The sequence below is a fragment of the Bacillus sp. iso_77 genome (genome assembly GCF_056173625.1).
On sequence record NZ_CM149683.1, the window covers coordinates 3623427 to 3642611 of the forward strand.

The 19185-nt window shown below is 39.4% G+C and carries 19 protein-coding genes and 1 riboswitch; of the genes, 7 read left to right on the plus strand and 12 right to left on the minus strand.

Annotation, left to right across the window (positions count from 1 at the left end):
* Positions 1-280: 280 nt before the first annotated feature.
* Both AC0VYC_RS18610 and AC0VYC_RS18615 read right to left on the minus strand, forming a co-directional pair.
* Complete coding sequence (locus tag AC0VYC_RS18610; RefSeq protein WP_056703957.1) at positions 281-1159, minus strand: hypothetical protein; 879 nt, start codon at positions 1157-1159, stop codon at positions 281-283.
* Between the two features lie 101 nt (positions 1160-1260).
* Complete coding sequence (locus AC0VYC_RS18615) at positions 1261-2154, minus strand: hypothetical protein (RefSeq protein ID WP_047946699.1); 894 nt, start codon at positions 2152-2154, stop codon at positions 1261-1263.
* A 182-nt stretch (positions 2155-2336) separates the two neighbouring features.
* Between AC0VYC_RS18615 and AC0VYC_RS18620 the strand changes: the two genes are divergently transcribed.
* Together AC0VYC_RS18620 and AC0VYC_RS18625 are read left to right on the plus strand one after the other, a co-directional pair.
* Complete coding sequence (locus AC0VYC_RS18620) at positions 2337-2888, plus strand: PadR family transcriptional regulator (protein ID WP_008347390.1); 552 nt, start codon at positions 2337-2339, stop codon at positions 2886-2888.
* Between the two features lie 4 nt (positions 2889-2892).
* Positions 2893-3381, plus strand: coding sequence for a DUF4188 domain-containing protein (locus AC0VYC_RS18625; RefSeq protein ID WP_024720462.1), 489 nt, complete (start codon positions 2893-2895; stop codon positions 3379-3381).
* Between the two features lie 10 nt (positions 3382-3391).
* On the opposite strand, the gene AC0VYC_RS18630 is transcribed toward AC0VYC_RS18625, so the two are convergent.
* On the minus strand, positions 3392-4015 hold the full coding sequence (locus tag AC0VYC_RS18630; protein WP_024720463.1) for an NUDIX hydrolase: 624 nt from the start codon (positions 4013-4015) through the stop codon (positions 3392-3394).
* 170 nt (positions 4016-4185) lie between these two features.
* Between AC0VYC_RS18630 and AC0VYC_RS18635 the strand changes: the two genes are divergently transcribed.
* On the plus strand, positions 4186-4392 hold the full coding sequence (locus tag AC0VYC_RS18635) for a helix-turn-helix transcriptional regulator (protein WP_025208285.1): 207 nt from the start codon (positions 4186-4188) through the stop codon (positions 4390-4392).
* Positions 4389-5069 carry a DUF3169 family protein gene (locus tag AC0VYC_RS18640; protein ID WP_076821448.1) on the plus strand — a complete coding sequence of 227 codons (681 nt, stop codon included), beginning with the start codon at positions 4389-4391 and terminating at the stop codon, positions 5067-5069. The genes AC0VYC_RS18635 and AC0VYC_RS18640 overlap by 4 nt, the downstream gene beginning before the upstream one ends.
* A 46-nt stretch (positions 5070-5115) precedes the next feature.
* Here the strand turns inward: AC0VYC_RS18640 and AC0VYC_RS18645 are convergent, their stop codons facing one another.
* On the minus strand, positions 5116-6462 hold the full coding sequence (locus AC0VYC_RS18645) for an amino acid permease (protein WP_047946697.1): 1347 nt from the start codon (positions 6460-6462) through the stop codon (positions 5116-5118).
* Between the two features lie 162 nt (positions 6463-6624).
* Positions 6625-6704: riboswitch (glycine riboswitch) on the minus strand.
* 276 nt (positions 6705-6980) lie between these two features.
* Here AC0VYC_RS18645 and AC0VYC_RS18650 point away from each other — a divergent pair.
* From AC0VYC_RS18650 to AC0VYC_RS18660, 3 genes are all read left to right on the plus strand, one after another.
* Positions 6981-7997, plus strand: a complete 1017-nt coding sequence (locus AC0VYC_RS18650) for a LacI family DNA-binding transcriptional regulator (RefSeq protein WP_256688869.1) — start codon at positions 6981-6983, stop codon at positions 7995-7997.
* Between the two features lie 445 nt (positions 7998-8442).
* On the plus strand, positions 8443-9624 hold the full coding sequence (locus AC0VYC_RS18655) for an MFS transporter (protein ID WP_335350473.1): 1182 nt from the start codon (positions 8443-8445) through the stop codon (positions 9622-9624).
* Positions 9625-9642: 18 nt separating this feature from the next.
* Complete coding sequence (locus tag AC0VYC_RS18660) at positions 9643-10545, plus strand: shikimate 5-dehydrogenase (RefSeq protein ID WP_008344408.1); 903 nt, start codon at positions 9643-9645, stop codon at positions 10543-10545.
* Positions 10546-10592: 47 nt separating this feature from the next.
* Here the strand turns inward: AC0VYC_RS18660 and AC0VYC_RS18665 are convergent, their stop codons facing one another.
* The 8 genes from AC0VYC_RS18665 to bglA all read right to left on the minus strand — a co-directional run bounded on the left by AC0VYC_RS18665 (position 10593) and on the right by bglA (position 19185).
* Positions 10593-11786 carry an MFS transporter gene (locus AC0VYC_RS18665; RefSeq protein WP_041092675.1) on the minus strand — a complete coding sequence of 398 codons (1194 nt, stop codon included), beginning with the start codon at positions 11784-11786 and terminating at the stop codon, positions 10593-10595.
* A gap of 314 nt (positions 11787-12100) precedes the next feature.
* Positions 12101-12220, minus strand: coding sequence for a YxiF family protein (locus AC0VYC_RS18670; RefSeq protein ID WP_475389045.1), 120 nt, complete (start codon positions 12218-12220; stop codon positions 12101-12103).
* 426 nt (positions 12221-12646) lie between these two features.
* A complete protein-coding gene (locus AC0VYC_RS18675; RefSeq protein ID WP_475389047.1) occupies positions 12647-13096 on the minus strand; it encodes a hypothetical protein in 450 nt (149 codons plus the stop codon).
* A gap of 20 nt (positions 13097-13116) precedes the next feature.
* Positions 13117-13656, minus strand: a complete 540-nt coding sequence (locus tag AC0VYC_RS18680) for a DUF2247 family protein (RefSeq protein WP_144678996.1) — start codon at positions 13654-13656, stop codon at positions 13117-13119.
* Between the two features lie 220 nt (positions 13657-13876).
* On the minus strand, positions 13877-14206 hold the full coding sequence (locus AC0VYC_RS18685) for a hypothetical protein (protein WP_024720470.1): 330 nt from the start codon (positions 14204-14206) through the stop codon (positions 13877-13879).
* Positions 14207-14216: 10 nt separating this feature from the next.
* Complete coding sequence (locus AC0VYC_RS18690; RefSeq protein ID WP_475389049.1) at positions 14217-15896, minus strand: T7SS effector LXG polymorphic toxin; 1680 nt, start codon at positions 15894-15896, stop codon at positions 14217-14219.
* A gap of 240 nt (positions 15897-16136) precedes the next feature.
* Positions 16137-17372 carry a TerD family protein gene (locus tag AC0VYC_RS18695; protein ID WP_135009489.1) on the minus strand — a complete coding sequence of 412 codons (1236 nt, stop codon included), beginning with the start codon at positions 17370-17372 and terminating at the stop codon, positions 16137-16139.
* Between the two features lie 373 nt (positions 17373-17745).
* Complete coding sequence (gene bglA, locus AC0VYC_RS18700) at positions 17746-19185, minus strand: 6-phospho-beta-glucosidase BglA (protein ID WP_475390085.1); 1440 nt, start codon at positions 19183-19185, stop codon at positions 17746-17748.

Consider the following 19185-nt stretch of genomic DNA (forward strand, 5'->3'; position numbering starts at 1 on the left):
ACAAATTAAAGAAATTCATCGTTTTTAGATCCTGCCTGCATGACCAGTCACATGTCTAATTTATTTATATTGGATTTGTTTTTAGTATATATTGATTATATGAAAGCGTCAACATTTATTTTTCTAAAAATTATTAAGGTCTATATACCTAAATTAATTTTCTTTAATTTAGTTAAAGCAACCTTTCTCACTTTTTTTATACACCAATATTTTTTATCATCAATAAGAACTCTTTATTAATAAAAAACCAGATAAGTTCACTCATCTGGTTTCATATCATCTATTTTTTTCTTTCTTCCGCCTGCTTTTTGAATGCTTTCGCTTGTTTTTGGTATTCCTGTTTCGTAACCGCTTTTAACTCTACAGTACCGCCTGTCATTTTAAATGGAAGTTTGATTGATTTTACATCTCGATCAGTGGAACCTTTAATGATCCCATCTTCAATTGAAGGCTCATGGCCCATTACAAAATTTCTTCCATCCGTATCACCCATGACTTCTAATCTCATTTCTTTATAAGGCTTACACTCTTCTCCGGGAACAGTTGTGATTAGAAGGAAGCCGGACCATCCAAGCTCAATATGCATGGTTTTCACCTGTAAAAATAGTTGTTTGTCCTTTGCCGTATAGAGAAAACCATATACTTTCGCCACTTTCTCCTTGAAGTTTCTCATACTATCATAAAACCTATCTTCAGCGGTATCGAATAGATAATCATATCGTTTTTGAATCTCTTTATGATATTTATCTAGCTTTTTTTGATTGATTGCCTTATATATCATGCCTTTCTTTTCACCTTGTTTTTTTACTGAAAGGTCTTTTCCTGAAAAGTGAACTTCGTATACGATCGTTTCTTTACCTTGTGTGACTTTGAATTCATACCCATTTTCTTTTGAACTGCCAGATACGACAAATTGTTTTTTATAGATTTGCGGATCCCACCTCACTTCTTCTATATACTTTTCATTCAAATGCCCCGTTACTTTGCCTTTATTCTCAGATATCTCAAACCAGCTCATTCTATCCTTCGTTTTATACGCAAATGCATAGGCATGATTCAATGAATTCTTTTGTGCGATTGCTTGATATGCTGTCCAGCCGCCTCCACCTAAGATGAGTACTGCCAGGATAGACACGACCCACATTTTCAGTTTACTCATACGTACCTCCACTCAAATATGTTTTGAAAAACCTTCATGATCCCTATTTATTCTGATCGCCCTGAAATGCCATTCACAACATTCATCTGTTCCAACACGATCTACTTTTGCCATTCTTTCGCCTTCTTTTTGAATGCTTCTGTTTGTTCTTGATATTCCTCTTTCGTGACCGCTTTAAATTCTATTGTCCCGCCTGCCATTTTAAAAGGAAATTTAATGTATGTTGCGTCTCGGTCAGTTTCACCTAAAATAAAACCCTTTTCAATTGCAGGATAAGTACTCAAATCAAACATCATCCCATCTGAAACTCCACCGGCTGTATGTTTCGTTTCTTTATAAGGTTCACCACCATCTCCTGGGGCCTTTCTCATTAGAAAAGAACCTGCCCATTCAGACTGCATATACATTCGTTTTACTTTTAGAAATAGTTGGTATGAACCATCCTCTGCCGTATACAGATAACCATAAGCGCCTGTTACTTTCTTAATGAAGTTTCGTACATAATCATGAAATCTATTTTCCGTGTCATCCATCAGTTTCTCATATCGAGTATGAATGTCCTGTTGAACAGCACGTAGGTTTTTTTGATCAACTGCTTTATATGTGATGCTGTGCTTTTCACCTTGTTTTTTCACAGAAAGATCCTTTTCGGCAAGGTGAACTTCATATGTGACCGTTTCTTTCCCTTGCTTCACATAAAATTCGTAACCGTTTTCAATTGATTTCCCAGTTAATTGATATTTGTTGATAAATAGATTGGGATCATAATGCCTTTTCGGATTTTCCTCTAAAATGGTTTCATTCAGATGACCTGTTACTTTTCCGTTTCTTTCCGTTACCTTGAACCAGTTCACACGATCATGAGTCTTATATGCAAAGGCGTAGGGATGATTCAAACCACTCTTTTTTGCGATTGCTTGATAGGCTATCCAGCCGCCTCCACCAATCAGTAGTACCGCCAGAATAGTCATGATCCAGATTTTTGATTTACTCATATGTCCCCTCCAAACTATGATCGTTCACTCTATATGAAGGATTCATCTTATTGATTAACCAATCAGTGATCTCTTCACCTCCTTTCTAGCATTTATTTTTTTCTCATACCTCTTGTATCTGCAGTTATACATCGTTTATTATATATCTAAATGATATATCTTTTAGATAGGTGTGTTAATCAATGAAAAAATACAATGATACGACGTATGCGATTTTGGGGATTTTAACGACAGATTGTAAGTCTGGGTATGAAGTGAAGCAATTAATTGATAGGAGCTTGCATCACTTTTGGAAAATTAGTTATGGACAAATTTATCCAGCTTTAAAGTTAATAGTCGAGGAAGGGCTTGCGAAGGTTTCACCCGCTTCTACAACTGGGCGCTCAGACAAGCGGGAGTATCATCTGACTGAAAAAGGGCTGGACACGTTGAGGCAATGGCTGGCGCAGCCGCTCGATCAAGTACCATCAGAACGAAATGAAGTGTTATTAAAGTTATTCTTTGGTCAATATCTTTCGTTTGAGAAAAAATTGGTGCTTTTACAAGATTATGAGAGGCAGCTCCGTATCCGTTATGAGACATATGTTGCGATTGAACAAAACATTCAAGAGCTGTATCCAGATGAAGCTGATGCGAAGTATTGGCTATATACATTAGATTACGGAAAGAAAGTGGCGCAGGCTGGAATTGATTGGTGCGTGGAGACCTGTGAATCGATGAAGAAAGAAGGATGAACAAATGAAAAAAAATATACGTGCTGGCAGGTATACAACAGACAATTCTGAGCCGATTGTTGTGTTCATTATCGGAATGAGAATCAATAAACGCTGGGCTGTCCATCAATGGTTGCCAGTATTTAAGGCGATGCCGGGGATGATCAAAGAACTTTATACACATCAAGAAGAGCTTGGTTTTCTCGGGACAGAAAATTACTTCGGTTTACGCACCACCACCATGATCCAATATTGGAAATCAACAGATGATCTCCTTGCCTACGCCAAGATGGAGAAGCATTTGGCTGCTTGGAAAGGATTTAACCAAAGAGCACGAAATAATGACGCGGTCGGAATTTATCATGAAACGTATCAAATTCAAGCCGGATCATATGAATCTATCTACGTGAACATGCCTTCATATGGATTGAGCCAAGCTAAAGCACCCATCCTAATTGGAAAAGGGAAAGGAAAAGAAACCGCAAAAGAACGCCTTTCCACAACAAATTCCTAGAGCTGATTCTCTAGGAATTTCTTTTTGCAACCATCACAAAATGTTTTAATATGCGGGCAGTTAATCCCCAAATGGTGTAACGATCGTAATCATAAAACCACTCCTCAATCGAACGACTCCCCCAGCTGTATTTTTCACCATTCATGATTTTTTCATAAGGAAAGTCCTCTCCTGGTGTTGGCTGCACCGATACATGGTGTAAGTATGGTTCGTATTGGCTGAGCCATGATAGAGGCACAGTAAAGGTCTCCTCTACTTCTTCTTGATTAAAGGAATGTTTGACCTGCTGTTCATCAATGATTCCGACAAATGGATATACCACAAAGGATGGAGAGGCAATATAAGGACTGAGCTGTCCTAACACCTTGACGGATTCGGGCGGAATCCCTAGTTCTTCATATGTTTCCCGCAGTGCAGCTTCTTGTGCGGTTTCGTCGCCGTCGAGTTTGCCGCCAGGGAAGCTAATATCGCCAGGCTGTTTTCTCATCGTCAGTGATCGCACTTCAAATAAAACATGCCATTCCCCGTTTACTTGCACCAAAGGGACAAGGACTGCCGCTTTGAACGCTGTCTCTTCTCCGATAAATAGCGGCTGTGATTGATGTAAGTCACTTTTTAATTGATCAATGAACATGGGCATCACCTATTTTCCGTTTCTCTTTTCTTTAGCGTATCATTGATTTCCTTTTGAATAAAGGCGATCTTTCTGACAATTATTTTTATCATTTTGACAACTATACTTGTCAAAATGAATATAATACTTTACAATCAAGATAACATTTTGATCAGAGTTGAGGTGACAGAATGAAAAATCGGCTAAAAGAGCTGCGGGCACGTGATGGTTTAAACCAAACGGAGCTTGCGAAACGGGCAAAGGTTTCCCGCCAGACGATCAGCTTAATGGAACGAGATGAATTAATGCCGTCTCTCTTACTTGCTATGAGGCTTTCACGTATTTTTCAAGAACCCATTGAACAAATTTTTCTATTCGAGGAGGATGAACTCACATGAAAACTGTATACAAAATGCTCTTAGGTGCTCTCCTTGGTTTTCTCGGTGCTTACTGTTTACTGGCAGCCGAATTTGAGCTGACACTTCTGCAAGCTGCATTTGAAGCGACTCTTGTCATCACTGGCTTGACAGTTCTATTCATCATTTATTGTTTTTCAGGCATTTCACGCATGAAGAAAAGAGTCTCTCTTTCGGTATCTGGTGATGAGGAGGATGAACTGGAGGTAAAACAGTACCGAACCTTTACTGATGTAACGTTAGCTAATACGGTGAGTACCATTTTATCGATTATTGCAATTGGTATTTCCATCGTAACCGAGCAACCACTCTGGCTGATTCTCGCAAATGCTGCCTTATTTTTGATCACCGTCATTCTTTCTTATGCATCGATCTCTGTCCTAAAGCTCGTCTATCCTAATCGTCACCTACCTAGTCCAACCGATAAAGATTATGGCAAAAAACTGCTCGCCATTTCTGATGAAGGCGAAAAGCATGTGATGCTCGATGGGCTTTTTCACACTTTTCAAATGATGAATATTTTATTGACCGGTGCCATGTTTATTTTGATTGTCTATTCTCTTGGCGCCAATCACTCTCAGCTCTTCTCCATCATCGTCGTTGGACTTGTTCTGATCATTCTTAATGCATACTATATGTTGAAGATTCGAAATCGTTAAATAAGCAAAAGCACAGCCATTTAAAAAGGCTGTGCTTTTTTGTTCATTATGCTGACCGACGTTTCTGTCGTGCATAAATCAAAAATAAGAACCCAAACCATACGGGTGTCAATAACAGGGCTGGACGTGTTGCATCAGCGAAAAGCATGATGACAAGAATGGCAGCAAAGAGCACAAGAACCGCTATATTCACAAAAGGTGTAAATGGCGCTTTAAAGGTAGACGCCTTATGCAGTTCAGGACGTGTCTTCTTATATTTCAAATGACATATTAAAATAATACTCCATACCCAAATGAAACAAATGGCACTAATCGTTGTCACAATACCGAAGGCTTGTTCAGGAATTAGCTTGCTTAAAAGAGCCCCTACTGACACCACAATTGTCGACACAAACAGGGCATTACTTGGAACAGCATGTTTATTCAGTCGGCCAAAAGATGCCGGTCCTTGTTTTTGATGACTGAGATTATACAAAATTCGGCTCGTTGAGAACATGCCGCTATTACAAGCAGACGCCGCAGATGTCAGGACGACAAAGTTGATGAGTCCCGCCGCTACTGGTATCCCAATGAGCCCAAAGGTTTTCACAAAAGGACTTTCTGATGCACTGAGTTCTGTCCATGGGTTGATGCATAGTAATACAAAAATCGCACCTACATAGAAAAATAGAATTCTTAATGGAATTTTATTAATCGCGGACGGGATATTTTTTTGCGGATTCGCTGTTTCTGCTGCTGACACACCGACAAGTTCCACGCCCACATACGCAAAAATCACCATCTGGAATGACAATAAGAAGCCTGTCACACCATTTGGAAATAATCCTCCGTGTGACCACAGATTCGTTACCGTCACGGGCCCTGCATCTGTTTGGAAACCAATGATTAACAGGACAATTCCAACGCCAATCAACAGTAATATCGTAATCACTTTAATCAGTGCAAACCAAAATTCCATTTCTCCAAAAAGCTTCACCGTTAATAAATTAAATCCTAGCAAAATCAATAAACAAATAATAGCAGGAATCCACTGCGGAATATCAAACCAGTACTGCACATACACCCCGACCGCAATAACATCCGCCATCGCTGTCATAATCCAGCAAAACCAATACGTCCATCCTGTCACAAAGGAAGCCCATGGTCCAAGATAATCCTCTGCTATATCCGTTAAAGACTGATAGCCCGCCTTAGATAAGAGCAATTCTCCAAGTGCCCTCATGACAAAAAAGATGGCCATTCCGACAATTAAGTACGCAAAAATGATCGATGGTCCAGCCAATTGAATGGCCTTTCCAGACCCTAAAAACAGCCCAGTTCCAATCGTTCCGCCAATGGCAATTAATTGAACATGACGGTTTGATAAATCTCGCTTTAACTCTTGTTGTGCCAATTTCAACACCCTCCTACGACACGATCCTATACTGAAATAATGAACTCTCAAAAAGTCCATAAAAAAAGAGATTGGATGCGCTCCAATCTCACGGTCATAAAAGAATAGCAAAATAGAGAAAAGCAATACACAGTATGATCCATGCATCACAAATACAATATTTCGTACTCTTCTGTCCTTTTGCCTGAGATTGTGAACCCTTCGGCGCCGCACATACATGCGGTCTCTCCAGAAGCTGCTCCTGCCATAGTGTGACCCACAGCAATCATAGCCTTCGATATTTACTTTAAATGTTGCTATTTCTGAATAATTTTATATTTTACGCCTCTAAAAGAAAGCTGTCAATGGTAATCTTTTAAGATGTTGTTTCCTCCTTATCTGAAGCTGATATGACATCACTTCATCAACACCCCTTGATTAAGGTATAATGAAACAAAGAATGTTCGGCTCGTTTGGTGGAGACATCCATCTTGATGATGAACCATAGTTAGGCAATCCAATGAAGTTGGTGAGGACAAATGAAAAAAATGAACAAACAGCGTGTGACATTACAAGAAGTCGCTCGGCATGCCGGTGTATCGACTTCAACGGCCTCACTCGTTGTTCGCAACAACCCTAGGATCTCTGAAGCCACCCGGAAAAAAGTGCTGCAATCCATGGAGGATTTGGGATACGTGTACGATCGCGTCGCTGCCAACATGCGGTCGAAAAGTTCAAATATTGTAGGTGTGATCGTCACGGATATTTCAAACACCTTTATTTCTGAATTTTTAATCGGTGTGCAAACCACCCTTGAGTCACTTGGCTATACCGTTTTACTTGGGACAACCTTTGATAGTGTGGATAAGCAGGAGCGGCTCATCTCCACAATGGTAGAGCACCGAGTGGGTGGAATCATCTTAAATCCAGCATCGAAAAGTTCGACACGAACGGTGAAACAATTAAACAACATTCGCACACCAAAAGTATTGGCAAACCGTGAATTAGCAGATGTCCATTGTGATTATGTCGGCGTTGATTATGAACAAGGCACTTGGATGGCGGTCCATCATCTTCTTCAAAAAGGGCATCGCCGCATCGCTTTCTTAGGCGGAGTCAAATCCTCCTCGACTTGGATTGAACGGATGAAAGGGTTCAAAAGAGCCCATGATGATGAGGACCTGACGATGGATGAATCTCTTATTATTGATATGGTGCCTACCCGTGAAGGCGGGAAAGAAGCCCTTGCCCAAGTGATTGACCTTCCCGAACCACCTACTGCTATTTTTTGCTTCAGTGATTTAGTGGCGTTTGGGGTGATTCAAGAATTGGCAGCGCGTGACATCAAGCCTGGTAAAGACATTGATGTAGTTGGGTTCGATAACATCCCTGAAGCGGAGATGTATCACCCGCCGCTCACCACAGTCTCATCATTTCCACGATCTATTGGAGTCAAAGCAGCCAACCTTTTGTATCATAAAATGAACGAGCAGGATGAAGAACTGCAGCGATTGATATTAAAGCCTCAACTTCATATTCGAGAAACCTCGACATGATCATGAAAAGGAGAATTGCAAAGCGATTCTCCTTTTTTTATTGAGCAAGTCAACTATTTCTTTATTACATTTTTCTTTTTTTAAATCACAAAGTCATAAACTTGACACATTTTATACACAGGAGTATATTTATCTCGTTGCTTCTTTTAGTATATCGTTATACCTTTTGTAAACATATCGTTATTTATCATATCAACTACAGTTAAAGATGGATCTTTTGATTCTGATCAAATCGAGGAAGTCCATCAACTTATGATAACTGTTATTATTTTTAATTATTTAGTAGAACGATGTACTTATTTGAAGAACAGATGAATATTCATTATTTTTTTCATCAATCACACAAGGGGTGTTGTGATGGACTTAATATTATTTACGTTTAAGGAAATAACAAAGGGTAACAAGAATTTGGCCCGAACAGGGTTTCAAATATAGGAGTGGGAACATGAAAAATCCATACATTAAATCATCACTTGGCATGTACTTAAACTATTTTATGCTAGGCATGATCAATATTATTGTGGCCTCAAACATGGAAAGCTTATCTGAACGCTACCATGTAGATATTCCAAAAATCAGCTTGCTTGTATCAGCAATCGGGATCGGTAAATTAATTGCTCTCTTTTTCTCTGGCCGGCTGGCAGACAGCTGGGGGCGAAAACCTGTCATTATTACAGGTAACTTTCTCTACTTATTATTCTTAATTGGGATTCCAACAACGACCAATTATACATTGGCTTTCATCTTTGCCATTTCCGCAGGGATTGCAAACTCATTGCTTGATTCAGGGACATATCCTGCTTTGACAGAATCATTTCCTAAAAAAGCAAGTTCAGCTTCTGTATTAGTGAAGGCGTCTGTATCAATTGGTGCGACTGTTCTTCCATTTATCTTGGCATTCCTTATTGCACATGACATCTTCTGGGGCTGGGCATTCTTTGGTCTAGGACTTCTCTATTTACTTGTAGGCATTTACTTAATCTTTATGCCCTTCCCAAATCATAAGCAAACGGCTTCTCAAAACGATCTTCCCGTTCAAGAGCAAATGAAGGAAGAACCGAAAATGTTTGGTGAAGGTTTAGCTGTTGTACTTATGGGATTCACGTCTACTTCATTATTTGTCGTATGGCAAACTTGGCTTCCACAGCTCGGGTTGAAATTGATTGGGCTTGGCTCAGGACAAGCGACACAGCTTCTTTCTTATTTTAGTATTGGTGCACTCGTATCTGTTCTATTGCTTTCAATCGTATTAGATAAATTCATTTCACCGATTATGGTCGCCATTATTTACCCAATCGGGGCATTCCTTGCCATGCTTTCACTATTTCAAATCGAAACGTACGGCATTGTCATTGTTAGTACCTTTTTCTTAGGATTATTTACAGCCGGCATTTTCCAGTTGGCGATGAGTATTATGATGAAATTATTCCCTACAAACAAAGCAACGGCTTCATCATATGTCAACATTGCGGCAAGCTCAGCGTTTATCCTTGTTCCGCTGATTACAAGCGGACTCGTCAGCACGTACGATATTAAAATGACTTTATTCTTTGATATGATCATTGCGGTCATCAGCGTATTGTTAGCAGTCTTTGTTTTACGACGCATGAAAAAATTGTTTAGATAATTAAAGGAGATGTCAATCATGACAAACATACATGAACGTAATATTGATGGAAAAACAAAATTAGTCGGTCTTCTTGCAACACCAATCGGACACAGCCTGTCACCACGGATGCACAACCTTGGCTATACACTAACGGGAATCAACTATGCTTACCTTGCTTTTGAGGTAGGAAATGATGAACTAGAAGCAGCAGTAAACGGGATGAAAGCAATGGGTGCAGCTGGATTTAACGTATCCATGCCGAACAAAATGAAAGTACTCGATTACTTAGATGAACTAGATGATTCTGCAAAATATACTCGCGCAAGCAACACAGTTGTGAACAAAGATGGCAAGCTGGTTGGTTACAACACAGATGGTCTTGGTTATGTAAGAAACTTAATTGAACACGGCGTTGAATTAGCTGGACAAAAGGTTACACTCGTTGGATCTGGCGGCGCTGCAACACCGATCGCCATTCAGCTTGCACAATCAGGTATTCGTGAAATTAGTATTTTTGCTCGTAATGATCAATACTTTGTTCAAGCAGAAGAAAATGTAAATTACATCAACAACGAAATGAAATCATTCGGTGTCAAAGCGAATATCTTCCCACTTGAAGACAAAGACGCTTTCCGTCGTGAAGTAGCTGAAAGTGCGATCTTAGCAAACGGGACAAGCCTTGGCATGAAACCATTAGATGAGCTCAGCATTATTGACGATACTCTTGATGTATTACGCAAAGACTTAATCGTAACAGATGTCGTCTACAACCCGCAAAAAACAAAACTTCTTGCTCAAGCACAAGAAGCTGGTGCCAAAACGATTAACGGTCTTGGCATGATGCTATGGCAAGGTGCCCTTGCGTACAAACTCTTTACTGGCGAGGATATGCCTGTTGAACAAGTGAAACAAATTCTATTTGAAAATGACCGTTTCTAAACGAAACACAGAAAAAAGACGACCTCCGCTTTGGAAGTCGTCTTTTTTTATTCGTGTATCATCACACGGCGATATCGATAAAGGATATACACCGCGCCGATGATCGCCACAACAGCCACACCCGCATCAAATATAAAGATTTGCAAAATGGTCGAGTGGGTTTCGATCAAACCAGTGACGACTGGAATCACAATGGCGGACACTCCGCCTGCTGTTGAGATAATTCCTGTCATCGTCCCTTTGTTTTTCCAGAAGAACTCAGCCATTACGGTTAACGTCAGCTGAAAGACACCCGCTGTTGAAAAGCCCAATACAAATGCATTGACGGTCCCGATGACTGGAGACTTCACGACCAATAGCACACAGATAGAGGCTAATGTAATAATCGGATAGAATAGCAGCACGGTGACCGGACGAACAATGCGGCGCAAAAGAAATGCGAGCAATAAGACAGACAGCAAACCGCCCATGCTATAGTAACTAAGCAGCTTCACAGCACTGCCAGAAGCCATTCCCAATATTTCCTCACCGTACGTAGGCAGCCAAATTTGCGGCAAGGCGTACAGACCATTTGATGTAAAACTGATCACAATCAGTGCGACCCCTTCTCTCCAAAACGTAGGCTCTGATGAGAAGCGCGGAAGTCCATCATGCTCCGTCACCTGAACTTGCTCCACCTTGCGATGATTCGGAAATGGCAATGTCCACAGCATCATCACATTCACTAAATAGATAAAAGCAGGTACAAAAAACGCAAATCCATAAAACAGATCATGCTCTGCTAAAAAGAAAATAGCGAGCGGCAGAATGGTCGCCCCAATCGAAATAAACGCCTTCACCATCACATTTGCAGATCCCGAGTTTTGAGGAAAAGCTTCCATTAAAGCCGGATACGTCCCTGCATCCATCGCCGAATTCGCCACCCCTGCCAAAATCGCAAACGCAAACGCGATTTGATAATTCGGAGACAACGGGATTCCAATGAGGAACACCGCCATCAGCACCCCGGAAACCAAAATGACCGGCTTTCGTCCAAAACGATCTGACAGTACGCCCGATAAACCATACGTGAGCACCCTGCCAATACCGAGTGCAGATATCATATAACTTATCCCCGCACTATTTGTATCTAATTGTTTGATCAAAAATGGCATATTAGAAGCCAAAATAATATTGACCATACCTAATAAAAAATAATTGATATAAAGACTAGAAGCCGTTCTCAAATACGGATTCCTCATGCTGACACACCCCTCAACACATTGCAATGAAGTGACAAATAATGGTTACGCTTACAAGATTCATGCGTGAGGAGAAACAGCTTTGCAACCTTCACGTACTTGAAACATCTCATCATTTCATGCAGCTCACAGCTTACATGCCCTTCATTTATCAAGCATCTCTTCAAATTTTCACTAGCTCTTATTTTATATGAATGTGAAAGGTAATGATAGTGAATTGCTTAAATTTGAGGGAAATGGTGATAGAAAAAATCCCTCTAAACTCACATTCCCCAAAGACTAAACTCATAAAAATATTCTTTACGCTCTATGCATCATCCAAAATGAAAATCCTCTGCTATTAAAATGAAATCACCATATCCACTTGAGCATTTGATGTGTTCAAGAAGTTTCGTTAAATGATGAAACACTTCATCTACATTCATCAAGAGCAATTCAATTTCATGATCTCAGAAAAACAGCAATCTCCCTTGTTTAGGAGTCGCTATCACCCTTAAGGCCATTTCCGTTAACAGTTGTGTAGGCTTTTCTATATGCTCTAGTTAGTTGTCTCCATGTATTTGACTTTTATGTTCTCTTGATTGCAGGAAAGTAAATACCTTCTGACAAAACAAATGATTTTTTTTGATCTCTAAAAAAGGGGGAAATGAAACAACCAGTCACCGAAAGAGTTTCGACAACTGGCTGTTTCATACGGTTTTTTGCTCCCAGTCTCACAAAAAAGGGAGGGCAAGTCCCAAATGTGGGGATTGTTTAAAATATTACGGATTATTCTCTTTTAGAGATACTATGAATGGCTTTGTATTCGCTCCTGTATTTTCTGGGTATGATCTTGATTTAAAATCATTGCCAATTCGGCCTCATTTTCTACTGGCAATCATGCAACTAGATTGATACTGATCCATTATTCGCAATGCCTTATCTAAATCAGATTGAGGTACTTTGGCCATACTGACATAAAATTGATTTTCTTGTTCATCTAAAAGTAATTCTAGCCCCTTTTCAAAACCTGAAGTATTTATTTCCGAATCAATTGATTTCCATACTTTTCGGAATCTCTCTATTCGCGAATGTACATCATTTACTTTCTTACTTAGAAAGATATAAAAATGGTAATTAGTTAATTGCCCGCTAAAAATTTCGATTAATTCATTTTGACAATAACTTTGAAAAGCCTCTATTCCACCATCATTTAAAAAGTGATATCCGTTTATACTATATACACTTAACTGTTTACATTCATTTATTTTCTGATCTAACCACTTATAGTAGTTTGACACACCTTGTTCGAATTCAAGTTTTATTTTCATTAGTCACCTTTAATCAGTAATTAAAATTGCTCGAATTGGACAACTGCTTTTTCTTTTTGTAAAAACTCATCAAAAAAAGATACTAATCTATTTATATTCTCTTCTTTTGAATATAGTAACGGATTATAACCATCTGAAGGAGGCATATAATGAATAAATGGTTCCATATCCTCAGGGTAACCAAAATCAGCGTATACTTCACACAATTCATCCAATAACTCTTCAGGTGACTTCTTATTTTTTTCTTTTAAGTGAGACGTTATACCATATCTCCATTTCCTTTTTTCAATGTCCCATTGGCTAGATTCTTCTTCTACCAAATCATTGTATAATTCTACTAATATCATTTGGAGTTTTCTATAATCCTCATCTGGATCGCCAGCACCCCAAGCTAATTCTAGGATTAAAGAATTTTCACATTCAGTATGATTAGATAAGTATTCCACTGCATACTTGCTTATTTCTTTGTATGAGATCAAATCTAGCCTAATTCCTACATATATAGTTTTCCAATCAACTTTAATTTTGTGATGTTTTAAATGCTCTAATGAAAAACACATAATTTAATACATTCCTTTTGTGATTAGACAAACTCTATTGTCTCCTCCGAGCTTTATCCAATTAACATTACACATTTTGATTTTATTAATTGAAATAGATGTTTTTAAAGATTTTTATCTCTCCCCTACACTTCGAAATATTGCTCCTTAAATACATTTGAATACCTCATATAAGTTAATCAACCTTCGTATTAAAGGTTTACTCAGTTAGGTTTAATTTTCACAAATTTAAAGTAGTCTTTACCTTGTCCAAAAGTAAATAAACTTGTGCCTCCTGTTCTGGAGTTTCAGCAACATACTCCATACAAATTTCCTCCAAGCAACTATAGAAATCTAGATTATCCATTACAATTTCATGATAAGATGCTGTGTCCATAAATATCATTACTCCATTATTAAATTCAACATCCTCTGAATGCTCTGGAAGTTCATATCCCATCATATGATCTTGCCAAGGTTCTCTGTGGGACAAACACTCTAACACCTCAACTAAATCATTCTTCAAAAAAGAAAAAAAGTCTTGAATAATCGCCTGCATATTTTTTAACATCAAGATCCTCCTAATTACTATATTTTTTCCATTCTAATACTGGGTACAAGCTTTCAATTTCCCCTGTTTTTGGATTTTTCCATCCTTCAAATTTTAAACCATTTGATGTACCTTGTATTACATGTTGACCGCCTCTAGTTACATACTCAGTACCATTTTCCATTGCCTCTTGTCCATATTGGTAAATTTGTTCATCAGTAAATACATTATCATCATAAACAGTCTTCTTATGAGTAGAGGCTTTAAATTCTTTTGTATACATACCACGCTCTTGTTTTGCTATTTTATAGTACACATCATTTATTCCATGGACCGAAGGATGGCGTTCCTTTCTCTCCAATTTATAGGGAATTTCTTTTTCATTTAAATAATTGAAAAATTCCTTTTCATTATGACCACCACTTACACCTGTTTTACTAACACCTTCTGGTCGTATTAGATGATTTTTGCTGTTGTCAGAATACTTATGTTTAAATCCACCTTTACCAGCACTATCCTTCACACCCATCTTCCCATGAAACCCTTTCGCCCCAAACGGCAAAAGCATCCCCAAAGCCGCATTCATACTCGCTTCCTGCTGTTCTTTCGAGACTTTATTTCCAAACATATCTCGACCCGTAATCGCTTCGCTGAAGCCGTTGGTCACGGTGAGTCCATATAAGCCTTTTTGTGATGTTTTCAACGCATCGAAAGACTTCTGTGATGTCTTGTAAATGTCGACCGCTCTGACTGCGGCGGACGTGGCTTGAGTCGTTTTATAGACGGCTTTCCCGCCTTTAAAAATGCGTCCTGCCCAGCCGACAATCGGGATGTAGCCTGCTGCTGCCATGCCGCCTGCGGCGACTCGTTGGCCTGCGGTGAGTTCTTCACCTGTGATCGGATCGACACCTGTTGCGGCACGTTTTGCATCGTTCACGCCTGTCAGTTCATTGACGATATTTCCTCCGTAATCAAGAGCTTTTTCATACCACGGACGGTTGGCTAGCGCTTCTTGTTCCTTTGCGATCTTGCGAGCTTCTTCTTGATCTTTTTTGATTTTTAGATATTCAGAAGTTTGCTTCTCAATATCGCTTTTTGCCTTGTAGATTTCGCTATTTTGATACGCTTTCTTGTCAAAATTCATAGGCGAAATGGACTTTCCGTCATTTGTTGCATTGATCATTTCTGCGTACAATGCCATTGTAGCCTTCTCCTCAGTCTCTGACAAAGCATATTCATCTTTTAGATTTTGATCAAGTTCTATTAAATCTTTAACCGTTTTCTTCCGTTCATCTTCCGCATCTGAAATCTTTTCGTCAAAGGTTTTACTATCAAATACCTCCAGAGAAATGAGGTCATCAATATCTTGAAAAATCGTTTTGAGTGCCTTTTTTTGATCCTTCACGATGCTTTTGGCATTCTTGATTCCCATATGTACAGCGTTGTCTAAAAAGTGTTCTTCTACAAAGGTGTCGCCGCCAAAATTTGTATCATCAAGCGTCCCAGAAACACCTTCATGAAAGGCCTTTTGCTTATCGATGAAGCTGATAAACATGTCCACATTTCCGGCGAGTTCTTTGTAGAAGCTTTTAATGTTATCGGCACCTTTTCCAGTGAAGTCGTCACCGAGGTTGGCAACACCTTGAAGTGCCTTTTTTAAATCTATCATTTGTTCGCGGAGTTCCTGATAGTGTTTTGCCCTTGTATCCATGGCACTGGTTAGTGCTTTTGCATCAAGTATCTTGCCCAGATTAAGCCACTCCCTCCATTATTGATCATAAAGTCTATTTTACCGTGACCTCCAAAACGGAAAAATAGGCTAAATGACATAAAAAATGGAATGGACTCTCTATTCAATTTACCCTCTACAATGGATAAACGAGTTTATCCATTGTAGAGATATAGAAAAGGCCAGACAGTTCATTATACTCTGTCTGGCCACATGTTCACGTTACTTATAATCATTGATTGGTCCTTTATCCATCAAAACATCGATCTCATTTGAATATTTCATTTTTAACTTCGGTCTACGCTCAGAGTTTGGTTTACTGTAAAGCTCTAGTGGACGGATGATCACGCCATCATTTGTGTTTTGAAGAATACCTGGAACACAAGAATAAATTCGATCATTGTCATTTGCATGTTTCGCGTGAATCGTGACAGACGTTCCTTGATGATTATCGATACTCATAGACACTCTATATCTATAGAAAGAACCTGTTCCATTTGATTGAGCAGAGTAAACAACGGGTACCACCGCAAGGATATCATCATTTAACCTTAGTTTAATGACTTCTGTTTTCATTGATTCACGATCTCTACCGACATCTCCCATATGCTCAACAGCCCCGTTACCGTAACTTTTGAGAGCGGGAACACCTTTTGCGCCAAACATGGCCACATCTATTTGTTTTCCTGACTTCGTATAGACCAATGCGTAAATATCATAATCGGTTCCAGACTCCCAAGATACTGTAGCCGTAATCTCTGGTGTTTTTTCAATGATGATCGGTTTATGACCTTTGTCTAGACTAATTTTACCTTGAACTTTCTCTAAGCTAATAGGTGCAGCGACTTTCTCTTTAGCGGCTGTTTTCATTGGAGCAGGCTCATTAATTTGTTTTTCAGAAACCATTTGAGGAGGTGTAGAAACATCCTGTTCATCAGGTTCAACCTCCACCCCATAAAGCTTGCATAGCCCTTCCAATCCAGAATCGAAGCCACGCCAGATAGATCGTGCTTTCGTTTCACTATTTCTTATGTATAGCTCTACTACGACAATACCCTTTTCATTTGTAAAGCTAACTGGTGTTAGGTATAGCACCTCATCACCTGTTCGAATTTCTGCTTGCAGATTCTTCACATGAGAAAAGCCGATTCCTCGATCCTCTGTTAGTGTAATAGCCATCTTTGTGATTCCGACAGGCACTTTGCTCATATCAAAATTCAATTGATGTCTTTTCAACTGATCTGATATCTCTGCTGGTAAAAGTGTCGCGACACCCGTAGTACTCTCCGGCTGATTGTAAAAAATAATGCCATTATCTCCTTGAACTAGATTTGAATCTGTTAAGAGAAACGCCGTTAAAGAAATATCAATTGCAGATGACACTTCATAACTGATGGATAATTGCCCCTTTGGAGAGTTTAGTACGGTATTGGCACCCATTTGCAGAGTTTGATTCATTTCAACAACTCCTATTCTTTATCTACCATTTATCGTTTTTGTAGACCAATTATACCAAATTGTGCAATAGAACCTATTAATATCTTTCTCTCTTTTCATCTCTGCAATGATATGAGACAATGCCACCTAAAAACAAACTACTCTCGAAAGGAGAATCAATGTGTATAAAAAAATCATCCCAGCTGTTACAGTGATATTCGGTTTTTGGATTCTTCTTCAATTAGCATTTAGCATCAATATCTTTCACAATCCAATGAATTATTTTATTGTGATCACTCTCTTTTTTCTTTGTATTCAAGCTACATTGAAGCATAGGAAATAAAAAAACCCGAACAAGCGAATCCCACGCTCATCCGGGCCAGTCATTTCTTTATTACACTTCTTCACCATTCGTTGCGATGACGTTTTGATACCAAGTAAACGAATCTTTTTTAAGACGCTTCATTGAACCATTACCTTCGTTATCCCGGTCAACATAAATCATGCCGTAGCGTTTTTTCATTTCACCGGTTGTGAATGACACGATATCAATGATGCCCCAAGGTGTGTAGCCGATGAGGTCCACACCGTCATATTCAACCGCTTTTTTCAGTGCTTGAATATGAGAAGCGAGATATTGAATTCGCTCTGGGTCATGAATAGAGCCGTCTTCTTCCACTTGATCAATGGCACCAAAGCCATTTTCCACAATGAATAGCGGGATTTGATAGCGATCGTAAAAACGATTCAATGTATATCTTAAGCCTGTCGGATCAATGGACCAGCCCCAGTCGCTTAATTTGATATACGGATTTTCTACACCATGTGGCAGTGCTCCATTGACAATGTCTCCGTTGTGATCAGATACTGCATCGCTTTTGACCGTTGTTGACATGTAGTAGCTAAAGCCAAGGTAATCTACTTTTCCTTTTCTTAAACTTTCTTCATCGCCTTCTTCAAATGGAATGTGATAGCCTTCGCGCTCAAATTCTTTTAATGCGTAGCTTGGATAGTAGCCACGCACTTGGACATCTGGGAAGAAATAGCGCTGTCTCATATATTCTTCTGCCAGCATGACATCCTCTGGGTTTGAGGAATATGGATAAATTGGCACATGGGACACCATCGCTCCAATTTGAAAGGACGGATTGATCTCTTTTCCTTTTGCCACTGCCCATGCACTTGCAAGCAATTCATGATGGCCCGCTTGATACATGACTTCTTTGGCATTTTCGCCTTCTTTGACAGATACCCCTGAATTTGTCCAAAGGAACAACGGGTTGTTGACGTCCATTTTGTTATTGATTTCATTAAATGTCATCCAGTACGTGACCTTGTCCTTGTAACGATTGAAGCATACTTCCGCAAATTTCGCGAAATATTCAGCGACTTTTCTGCTTCGGAATCCGCCGTATTCTCTTGCCAAATGGAGGGGCATTTCAAAGTGAGACAGCGTAATGACAGGCTCGATTCCATGTTTAATCAGTTCATCAAACACATCATCATAAAACTGTAAGCCTGCTTCATTCGGCTCTTCTTCATCCCCTTTAGGGAAAATTCGGCTCCAGCCGATCGATGTTCGCAAGCATTTTAATCCCATTTCAGCAAACATGGCGATATCTTCTTTGTAACGATGGTAGAAATCAATGGCTTCATGGTTTGGATAAAAAGTTCCTTCTTCTATCGTTTCCGTGATCTGTCTTGGTACACCATGAGCACCTGCTGTCATCACATCTACAACACTCGGCCCTTTGCCAGCTGCATTCCATCCACCTTCGAATTGATGAGCGGCTAATGCCCCGCCCCATAAGAAATCTTTTGGTAAAGTCATTAT

Excerpts from the sequence above, each read along its gene's own strand:
- AC0VYC_RS18610 (WP_056703957.1), bottom strand. The coding sequence starts at position 1,159 with ATGAGTAAACTGAAAATGTGGGTCGTGTCTATCCTGGCAGTACTCATC.
- AC0VYC_RS18615 (WP_047946699.1), bottom strand. The coding sequence starts at position 2,154 with ATGAGTAAATCAAAAATCTGGATCATGACTATTCTGGCGGTACTACTG.
- AC0VYC_RS18620 (WP_008347390.1), top strand. The coding sequence starts at position 2,337 with ATGAAAAAATACAATGATACGACGTATGCGATTTTGGGGATTTTAACG.
- AC0VYC_RS18625 (WP_024720462.1), top strand. The coding sequence starts at position 2,893 with ATGAAAAAAAATATACGTGCTGGCAGGTATACAACAGACAATTCTGAG.
- AC0VYC_RS18630 (WP_024720463.1), bottom strand. The coding sequence starts at position 4,015 with ATGTTCATTGATCAATTAAAAAGTGACTTACATCAATCACAGCCGCTA.
- AC0VYC_RS18635 (WP_025208285.1), top strand. The coding sequence starts at position 4,186 with ATGAAAAATCGGCTAAAAGAGCTGCGGGCACGTGATGGTTTAAACCAA.
- AC0VYC_RS18640 (WP_076821448.1), top strand. The coding sequence starts at position 4,389 with ATGAAAACTGTATACAAAATGCTCTTAGGTGCTCTCCTTGGTTTTCTC.
- AC0VYC_RS18650 (WP_256688869.1), top strand. The coding sequence starts at position 6,981 with ATGAAAAAAATGAACAAACAGCGTGTGACATTACAAGAAGTCGCTCGG.
- AC0VYC_RS18655 (WP_335350473.1), top strand. The coding sequence starts at position 8,443 with ATGAAAAATCCATACATTAAATCATCACTTGGCATGTACTTAAACTAT.
- AC0VYC_RS18660 (WP_008344408.1), top strand. The coding sequence starts at position 9,643 with ATGACAAACATACATGAACGTAATATTGATGGAAAAACAAAATTAGTC.
- AC0VYC_RS18665 (WP_041092675.1), bottom strand. The coding sequence starts at position 11,786 with ATGAGGAATCCGTATTTGAGAACGGCTTCTAGTCTTTATATCAATTAT.
- AC0VYC_RS18675 (WP_475389047.1), bottom strand. The coding sequence starts at position 13,096 with ATGAAAATAAAACTTGAATTCGAACAAGGTGTGTCAAACTACTATAAG.
- AC0VYC_RS18680 (WP_144678996.1), bottom strand. The coding sequence starts at position 13,656 with ATGTGTTTTTCATTAGAGCATTTAAAACATCACAAAATTAAAGTTGAT.
- AC0VYC_RS18685 (WP_024720470.1), bottom strand. The coding sequence starts at position 14,206 with ATGTTAAAAAATATGCAGGCGATTATTCAAGACTTTTTTTCTTTTTTG.
- AC0VYC_RS18690 (WP_475389049.1), bottom strand. The coding sequence starts at position 15,896 with ATGGATACAAGGGCAAAACACTATCAGGAACTCCGCGAACAAATGATA.
- AC0VYC_RS18695 (WP_135009489.1), bottom strand. The coding sequence starts at position 17,372 with ATGAATCAAACTCTGCAAATGGGTGCCAATACCGTACTAAACTCTCCA.